This window comes from uncultured Georgenia sp. (assembly GCF_937958535.1).
Taxonomy (GTDB): domain Bacteria; phylum Actinomycetota; class Actinomycetes; order Actinomycetales; family Actinomycetaceae; genus Oceanitalea.
In genome coordinates this window covers 1-8228 of the sequence record NZ_CALGNQ010000248.1, presented here as the reverse complement: position 1 = coordinate 8228, position 8228 = coordinate 1, and the positions used below count along the sequence as shown (strand labels likewise).

Below are 8228 nucleotides of genomic sequence, written 5' to 3'. Positions count from 1 at the left end.
TCGTCGGGGTCCACATGCTCGGCTCGGCGCTCACCGTCGTCGCGCTGGTGTACGCGACGGGCGCGCTGTACACCAGGGCGGGCCGGCTGCAGCCCGCCGTGCCCGCGTAGCGGTGACCGGCCCGGTGGACCTCGCGGCCGCCGTCCGCACGGCCCTGCGGGCTGCCGACGGCGACCCGGACCGGGCCGCCGCGCAGCAGCGGTACATGCGGTCGACGTTACCCTTCCACGGGCTCGCAGTCCCCGCGGTGCGGGTGATCGTCCGCGGCGTCGTCCGGGAGCACCCGACCCCGGGCTACGACGAGTGGCACGCGGCGATACGGGACCTGTGGGACACCGCCGAGGTGCGGGAGGACCGCTACGCCGCGCTCGGGGTCGCGCGCAGCGTCCCGGCGCACGCCCGCGCGGCGGAGTCGCTCGACCTCTACCGCCACCTCGTCGTCACGGGGGCGTGGTGGGACCTCGTCGACGAGACCGCCGCCCACCTCGTCGGTGCCGTGCTGCGCGCCCACCCCGGCACCGCCGACACGCTGCGCCGGTGGGCCACCGAGGACGACCGCTGGCTGCGGCGCACGGCGATCCTCGCCCAGCTGCGCTCCCGGGCGGCGACCGACCGGCGGCTCCTCACCGACGTCATCGACCCGAACGTCTCCCACCCGGACTTCTTCGTGCGCAAGGCCATCGGCTGGGCGCTGCGGCAGTACTCCCGCGTGGACGACGACGCCGCGGCATGGGTGCGGGAGACGGTCGAGGGGTACGGATCCCGCCTCTCCCCGCTCTCCCGCCGGGAGGCGCTGCGCTGAGCTCTCGGCGGGAAGTCGGCTGTCGGTGAGAAGTGAGCTCTCGGTGAGAAGTGAGCTCTCGGTGGGAAGTGGGCTCTCGGCGGGGAGGTGCGGGTCAGCGGAACCAGGGGGCGTCGGCGGGGCGGAGGACCGACCAGCCGGTGGCGCGGGCGCTGGCCGCGGCGAGGATGCCGACGACAGCGCTCGGGTTGTGGATGCGGCCGGCGTGGACGGCGGCCACGGCGTCGTCCAGGCGCACCCACCGCACCGTCATGTCCCGCTCCTCGTCGGTGCGGTCGTGCCGGTCGGCGTGCGGCACCTCGCTGACGTCCCGGGCGAGGTAGACGCGCAGCGACTCGGTCGAGCCGCCCGGGGTGGTGAAGTAGTCGACGAGCACGTCCCAGCGCTCGGCGCGCAGGTCGGTCTCCTCGGCGAGCTCGCGCTGCGCCGCGGTCAGGTAGTCCTCCCCTGTGACGTCGAGCAGGCCGGCCGGGACCTCCCACAGCACAGCCCGCACCGGGTGGCGGTACTGGTCGACGAGGACGACCTCCTCGCCCTCGGGTCCCTCGCGCAGGGCGACGACCGCGACCGCGCCGGGGTGGTCGACGAACTCCCGCAGCACCGTCTCCTCGTCGTCGGGAGCGAGGCGGACGTCCTCCCCGACGAGGTCGAAGACCCGGCCGGCGTGGAGCACCCGGCGACGGACGACCTCACGGCCGTCGTCGCGCCGGTCCTCCACCGTCACTGGCGCTCCGCCGCGCCCGACGCGGGCATCTCCTCGGCGAGGTCGGTGGTGCGGCGCGTGTCGTGCTCCGGCGCCTCGGCGAGCGCGTCGGCCTCCACCTCGAGCAGCCGCCCGGCGCGCTGCCGCTCGAGCGCCGCGCCGATGAGACCGCGGAACAGCGGGTGGGCCGCGGTGGGCCGGGACTTGAACTCCGGGTGGGCCTGGGTGGCGACGTAGTACGGGTGCCGGGCACGGTCGAGCTCGACGAACTCGACGAGCGAGGAGTCGGGCGACCGGCCGGAGATGTGCAGCCCGGCCTCGGCGAGGGCGTCGCGGTAGGTGTTGTTCACCTCGTAGCGGTGCCGGTGCCGCTCGGTGACCCGGGTGGCGCCGTACACCTCGGCGACGAGCGAGCCCTCCTCGAGCACCGCCTCGTAGCTGCCCAGCCGCATGGTGCCGCCCATGTCCCCACCACCGCCCTCGACGAAGTGGACCTGCTCGGCCATGGTCGCGACGACCGGGTCGGGGGTTGCGGGGTCGAACTCGGTGGACGAGGCCTGCTCCAGGCCCAGGACGTTGCGCGCGTACTCGATGACCATGCACTGCAGGCCGAGGCAGATGCCCAGGGTGGGGATGCCGTTCTCGCGCGTGTACCGCAGCGCCCCGAGCTTGCCGTCGATGCCGCGCACCCCGAACCCGCCGGGGACGAGGACGGCGTCGACGTCGTGCAGCGCCTTGCGGGCGCCGTCGGGGGTGGCGCAGTCGTCCGCGGGCACCCAGCGGACGACCACCTGGGCCCGATGGTGGAAGCCGCCGGCGCGCAGCGCCTCGGTGACCGACAGGTAGGCGTCGGGCAGGTCGACGTACTTGCCCACGAGCGCGACCTCGACGGTGTCCCGCGGGTGCCGCACCCGGGTGAGGAGGTCGTCCCACTCCGTCCAGTCGACGTCGCGGAAGGGCACGTCGAGCCGGCGCACGACGTAGGCGTCCAGGCCCTCGCGGTGGAGGACGGCGGGGATCTCGTAGATCGAGTCGGCGTCGCGGCACTCGATGACGGCCTCACGCTCGACGTCGCACATGAGCGCGATCTTGCCCTTGACGCCCTCGGGCAGCTCGCGGTCCGTACGGCAGACGATGGCGTCGGGCTGGATACCGATGCTGCGCAGCTCGCTCACCGAGTGCTGGGTCGGCTTGGTCTTCAGCTCCCCGCTCGTGCTCAGGTAGGGCACCAGGGAGACGTGGACGAAGAAGACGTTGTCGCGGCCGAGGTCGTGGCGCACCTGCCGCGCGGCCTCGAGGAAGGGCAGGGACTCGATGTCGCCGACCGTCCCGCCGATCTCGGTGATGATGATGTGCGGCGGCTCGCTGCCGTCCACCGGGTTGGCCTGGGCCCGCATCCGCGCCTTGATCTCGTCGGTGATGTGCGGGATGACCTGGACGGTGTCGCCGAGGTACTCACCGCGCCGCTCCTTGGCCAGCACCGTGGAGTAGACCTGGCCGGTGGTGGCGTTGGCCGCACGGGAGAGGTTGACGTCGAGGAAGCGCTCGTAGTGGCCGATGTCGAGGTCGGTCTCCGCACCGTCGTCGGTGACGAAGACCTCCCCGTGCTGGAAGGGGTTCATCGTGCCCGGGTCGACGTTGATGTAGGGGTCCAGCTTCTGCATCGTCACCCGCAGACCGCGGGCGCGGAGCAGCTGACCGAGGCTCGAGGCCGTCAACCCCTTGCCGAGAGAGGACGCCACCCCACCGGTGACGAAGATGTGACGGGGGACTGTGTCGCCGCCTGCGCGGTGAAGGGTGACCACGGGGTTCCACCTTATCAGTCGGGTACCAGGCCGCTGTAGCAGCGCCGGAGCTGGGCGAGGACGTCCTCGGGTGTGGGCAGCGCACCCGCCCGGTCCCGGGCGAGCCGCCGGAGCCGGTCACGTTCGGCGTCGTCGGCGAGCAGCCTGCCGACGGCGGCGGCGAGCGCCTCCGGCTCGGGCGGGACGAGGGCGGCCGCGTCGGCCGTCACCTCCCCGGTGCCGCCGACGTCGGTGGCGACGACGGCCGCACCGGCCTGGAGCGCCTCCTGCACCGCGAGCGGCTGGCCCTCCCACGTCGAGGTCGACACGACGACGTCGGCGGCCGCGAGCAGCGCCGGCACGTCCTCCCGGCGGCCGGCGACGACGACGGGCAGCCGCTCCGCGGCGACCCGGCGGCGCAGCTCGTCCTCCAGCGGCCCGTCCCCCACCACCACCCAGCGCACCCGGTGCGGGGACCGGGCGAGCAGGGCGGCCGCGTCGCAGAGCAGCCCGAGTCCCTTCTGCGGGGCGAGCCGCCCGACGGTGAGGAGGAGCCGCTCGTCGGACGCCACGCCGAGGTCCGCCCGCAGCCGGGCGCGGGCGGCGTCGTCCAGCGGCCCGGGGTCGCGGTGCGGTGGGGCCGGGACGAGCGCCCGCTCGGCCAGGGCGCCGAGGCGGGCCATGCGCGCGACGAGGTCGCCGCTGACCCCCAGGACGAGGTCGGCCCCGCGGGCGACGACCCGCTCGAGCACGGCCGCCATCGCCCGCACGCGCGGGCCGCCGACGGGCAGGTTGTGGAGCGTGACGACCACGGCGGGCCGGTACGGCAGCCCGGTGGCGGCCAGGACGGCCGCCGCGCCCGCGCGCAGCCCGTGGGCGTGCACGAGGTCGGCCCCGTGGAGCACCGCGCGCAGCCGGCGGAGCGCGGCGACGTCCGTGGGACGAGGCCGGTCGGCGATGTCGACGACGTGGGTGGGGACCGGTGAGTCGGCGACGACGTCGGCGGGGCCGGCGAGCACCACCCGGTGCCCGGCACCGGCGAGCAGTCCCGCCACCTGGCGGGCGTGGCGCGCCACGCCGCCCGCGCTCGTCGACGTCAGCTGGACGATCCGCATGGGCATCACCCTGTCACGCTCAGGACCACCGTGCCGTGCGCAGCGCGCCGCGGTCGGCCCCGACGACGACGCCGCCGGCCACGACAGCCGCCACCAGCGCCCCGGCCGCAGCGGCGAGCAGCCCGGACAGGAGCAGCGGCCCCACCGCGCCGAGCACGGCGTCGGTCACCACCCGACCGACGAGCCCGCCGCCGGCCGCGCCGAGGGTCCCCACCGCCACCGTGCGGAGCAGCCCGGCCAGCCCGGTGCCGGCGGGCAGCGCGCGCCGCAGCGCCCAGAGCAGCCCGACGCCGGCGACCGTCATCCCGATCGTCGTGCCGAGGGCCAGGGACTGCAGGGTGGCGGGCCCGTCGCCGCCCGCGGGTGCGGTGACGCGCACGAGCAGCGCCGCCGCGACGCTGACGGTGAGCCAGCCGGCCGCCGTCGCCGCCACGGCCGAGCGGCCCCGGTCGATGGTGTACAGGCAGCGGGAGACGTGGAAGATGAGCGCGTAGCCCATGACCGCGGGGGCGAGCAGGGTGACCGTCTCGGACATCCCCTCCATCGGCCCGCGCAGCGAGAACACCGCGGTGACCCCGGGCGCGACGGCCGCGAGGACGGCGGCACCGACGAAGGCGGCGGCGAGCACGGAGCGGGTCGACCCGATCGCCATCGCCGCGAAGGTGCGGCGGTCGCGGGTCCCGGCGGCTTCGGCCAGCCGCGGGAACACGGCGGTGGCGACGGGCACCGCGAGCACGGCGTAGGGCAGGAAGTACACCGCCTGGGCGTACTGCCAGATGTTGAGCGTACCCACCTGGCCGCCGCCGCGGGCGAGGACGATGAAGACGACGGTGGCGACCTGCTGCGCGAGCAGGCCGCCGATGCCGGCGGCGGCCAGGTGAGCGGCGCGCCGCCCCACGCCCGGTGGGAAGCGCAGCGCGGGCCGCAGCCGCACCCCGGTGCGCCGCACGGGCACGAGCAGCGGCAGGCTCATCGCCGCCACCCCGAGGGTGGTGCCCCAGGCGAGCCAGTCCAGCGCGGCGCGGGAGAGCTCCTCGGGTCGGTCGGCCTGCCCGCCGGACAGGGCGCCGAAGCCGACGTAGGCGGCGATGACGACGACGCTCGAGGCGAGCGGCGCGATGGCCGGGAAGAAGAAGCGGCGCTGCGCCTGCAGGACGCCGGTGAGCACCACCCCGACCCCGTAGAGCGGGATCTGTACGGCGAAGATGCGCAGGAAGTAGGTGGCCAGCCGGCGCTGGGACTCCACGTCGGAGCCGACGGAGTCGGGCAGCAGGCCGACGATCGGGCCGGCGAGGAGCGCGACGAGCACCCCGAGCGGGACGAGCACGGCCAGGCACCAGGTGAGCAGCGCCGAGGCGATCCGGTCGACGTCGCGGCGCATGGAGTGGGCCAGCGGGGCCGCCAGCAGGGGCACCACGGCACCGGCGAGCGCCCCGCCGGCCGCCACCTCGAACAGCACGTTGGGCAGCATGTTCGCCGTGGCGTAGGCGTTCGCGGTGGCGGAGTCGCCGAGCGTGGCGGACTGGGCGAACCACCGGACGAAGCCGACGGCGCGGGAGGCGACGGTGATGACGGCGAGCATCCCGGCGGCGCCGGCCACCCCGGACAGGACGCGTCCCAGGCGACCGGTGGGCTGCCCGGTCACCGCGTGGCCACCGGTGTCACCGCCGGCCCCACTGGTCGACGGCCCGCAGCACGGGGGTGTGCTCGATGACGCGGGAGAAGCTCACCCGCTCGCTGAGCAGCGTGAGGCCGACCACGGCCGCGAGCGTCACGCCGCGCAGCAGCCGGGAGGGGTGCGCGGCGACCGCGGTGCCGAGCGCGGCCCCCAGGGCGTTGGCGCCGGTGTCCCCGAGCATGGTGCGTTCGCGCAGGTCGTCCGGCAGCCCGGCGGCGGCCGCACCCAGTGCGGTGGCGGCCACGGGTGCACCGGGGCCGCCGACGAGCGCCAGGCCGGCGCCTGCGGCGCAGGTGACCTTGAGAGCGCGACCGGGCCGCAGGTCGAACAGGTTGAGGAGGTTCGCGGTGCCGGCGATGAGCGCGGCACCGGCGGCCCGCTCCACCAGCCGGCCCAGGCGGCGGGGGCTGCGGGCGGGCAGCAGCAGCGCGGCGACGGCGGCGCCGCCACCGATCCCGGCGATCTTCAGCGCACCGGTGGTCACCTGCCCCTGCCGCAGGGCGGTGAGGTGCCCGCGCAGGCCCTTGACGTGCCGGTCGCCCTCGCGTTCGGTGAGGTCGTCCACGGCCCCGAGCAGCCCGCCCGTGCCGGCGGCGACGGCGGCGGCCGCCCCGGTCCGGCCGGCGCCGAGCAGGGCGAGGGTCGTGCCGGCCGCCTGCGCCACGCCGCCGAGGAGGCTGACCGTGCGGTCGGCGTAGTTCGTCCGCTGCCACCGCCCGGGTCCGCCGGGCGGGCGTCGCTCGAGGACGGCGGTGGCCGCACCCGCGGCGGTCACCCCGAGCAGGGCGGCGTGGAGGCGCCCCATCAGGCGTCGTCCGTCGGCTCGTCGGTGGCCTCCTCGTGGGCGCCACCGTCCGGTGCCCCGCCCTCGTCGTCGCCGGTGGGCTCGTCCTCCGGCTGGAAGGGGGCGGGCGGCGGGAGGTAGACCGTGGGCGGGACGGCGGCGGTCGCGTCGGTGCCCATCCCGTAGTGGCCCACCTCCCCCGAGATCGCCACGGCGAGCGCCATCGGCACGCTGATCCGGCCCGTGATGTCGGCCACGGAGTCGGTGGTCGTCACGGTCTCGGTGGCGGTGGAGTCGGCGCGGATGGCGCTGACGAGGTCGAGCTCGGTGGCCGCCGAGCCGGCGGTCACGCTGCCCTCCCCCGTCGTGGCCAGCCCGCGGGCGAGGGCGACCTCCTCGGTGAGCCGCTGCTCGCGGGTCTCGACGTCGGCGGGGTCGGCGCTCTCCTCCGGCCCGGTCTCCTCGGTGCGGGGGGCGACGAGCACGGTGGCGTTGGCCGCCTGCTCCGGCTCGTCGACCACCTCGACGAGCGGGTCGTCGGCGGAGGTGAGCAGCTCGAGGAGGGTCTGCGCGTCGGGGGTGGGGGCGCCGTCGGCGTCACCGCGCGTCAGCGCCTGGCCCAGGGCGGTGCCGAGGATGACGCCGGGCTCCACGCCGTCGTCGGGCACCGGGTCGAGGTACCCGAGGATCTGTCCCGCGAAGCTGGACCGGAAGGTGGCCGAGCCGGGGTCGGTCCACGCCTCGGTCACCCGGATCTCGCCGGTGACGACGGCGCCTGCCTGCTCGAGCCGGAGGCGGACGTCGGCGACGTCCTCGTCGTTGGCGGTGGGCAGGGTGACGACGGCGACGGCGCGGCCCTCGAGGCGGGAGCCGAGGGTGGCCGGGGCGACCTCGTCGAGGAAGACGTCGCGGTGCTCCTTCTCCACCTGGCTCACCTCGAGCTCGGTGCGGAGCCGGTCGCGGTCCTCCCGCAGCTCCTCGACCTGGCCGGTGAGGCCCTCGCCGAGCGGCTCGTTCAGTGGCCCGGCGCCGAGCACGATGCCCAGGGCCAGCGCGAGGAACACGGCGATGAGCGAGACCAGGTGGTAGCGGAAGTCGATCATGGAGCTCCTACGAGACGGGCGCGGCGGGGGCGATCCCCAGCAGGTCCTTGACGGCGGCGAGGAGGCCGTCGAGCCGCGCCAGGATGATGAGGTAGAGCGTGTGGCCGAACTCGGTGGCGGCCAGCGCCACCCCGATCGCCAGCAGCCCGGCGAGGGCGAGCAGGACGATCTGCCACGTGGAGATCCGGGTGCGGTAGAGCTGGGAGACGCCCTTGGCGTCGACGAGCTTGGAGCCCACCCGCAGCCGGGTGAGGAAGGT

8 protein-coding genes are annotated in these 8228 nt (G+C 75.8%); 1 reads left to right on the top strand and 7 read right to left on the bottom strand.

Translation table 11 applies throughout. The annotated features are described in order from the left end of the window. Positions 1-112: 112 nt before the first annotated feature. Positions 113-802 carry a DNA alkylation repair protein gene (locus tag Q0195_RS13450; RefSeq protein ID WP_299279378.1) on the top strand — a complete coding sequence of 230 codons (690 nt, stop codon included), beginning with the start codon at positions 113-115 and terminating at the stop codon, positions 800-802. 94 nt (positions 803-896) lie between these two features. Here the strand turns inward: Q0195_RS13450 and Q0195_RS13445 are convergent, their stop codons facing one another. From Q0195_RS13445 to Q0195_RS13415, 7 genes are all read right to left on the bottom strand, one after another. Continuing rightward, a complete protein-coding gene (locus Q0195_RS13445) occupies positions 897-1526 on the bottom strand; it encodes an NUDIX hydrolase (RefSeq protein ID WP_299279376.1) in 630 nt (209 codons plus the stop codon). Then, positions 1523-3310 carry a CTP synthase gene (locus tag Q0195_RS13440; RefSeq protein ID WP_299279374.1) on the bottom strand — a complete coding sequence of 596 codons (1788 nt, stop codon included), beginning with the start codon at positions 3308-3310 and terminating at the stop codon, positions 1523-1525. Before Q0195_RS13440 ends, Q0195_RS13445 begins: the two co-directional genes overlap by 4 nt. Positions 3311-3324: 14 nt before the next feature. Further along, complete coding sequence (locus Q0195_RS13435; RefSeq protein ID WP_299279372.1) at positions 3325-4404, bottom strand: glycosyltransferase family 4 protein; 1080 nt, start codon at positions 4402-4404, stop codon at positions 3325-3327. A gap of 19 nt (positions 4405-4423) precedes the next feature. Then, complete coding sequence (locus tag Q0195_RS13430; protein ID WP_299279370.1) at positions 4424-6049, bottom strand: lipid II flippase MurJ; 1626 nt, start codon at positions 6047-6049, stop codon at positions 4424-4426. A gap of 16 nt (positions 6050-6065) precedes the next feature. After that, positions 6066-6887, bottom strand: a complete 822-nt coding sequence (locus Q0195_RS13425) for a hypothetical protein (RefSeq protein WP_299279368.1) — start codon at positions 6885-6887, stop codon at positions 6066-6068. Continuing rightward, positions 6887-7969, bottom strand: a complete 1083-nt coding sequence (locus Q0195_RS13420; protein WP_299279366.1) for a copper transporter — start codon at positions 7967-7969, stop codon at positions 6887-6889. Before Q0195_RS13420 ends, Q0195_RS13425 begins: the two co-directional genes overlap by 1 nt. Positions 7970-7976: 7 nt before the next feature. Further along, the coding region (locus Q0195_RS13415; RefSeq protein WP_299279365.1) for a SteA domain-containing protein at positions 7977-8228 on the bottom strand (252 nt) is incomplete at its 5' end.

What these genes read in the sequence shown, in the direction of transcription:
- Q0195_RS13435 (WP_299279372.1), bottom strand. Translation starts at nt 4,404, where the DNA reads ATGCGGATCGTCCAGCTGACGTCGACGAGCGCGGGCGGCGTGGCGCGC.
- Q0195_RS13420 (WP_299279366.1), bottom strand. Translation starts at nt 7,969, where the DNA reads ATGATCGACTTCCGCTACCACCTGGTCTCGCTCATCGCCGTGTTCCTC.
- Q0195_RS13425 (WP_299279368.1), bottom strand. Translation starts at nt 6,887, where the DNA reads ATGGGGCGCCTCCACGCCGCCCTGCTCGGGGTGACCGCCGCGGGTGCG.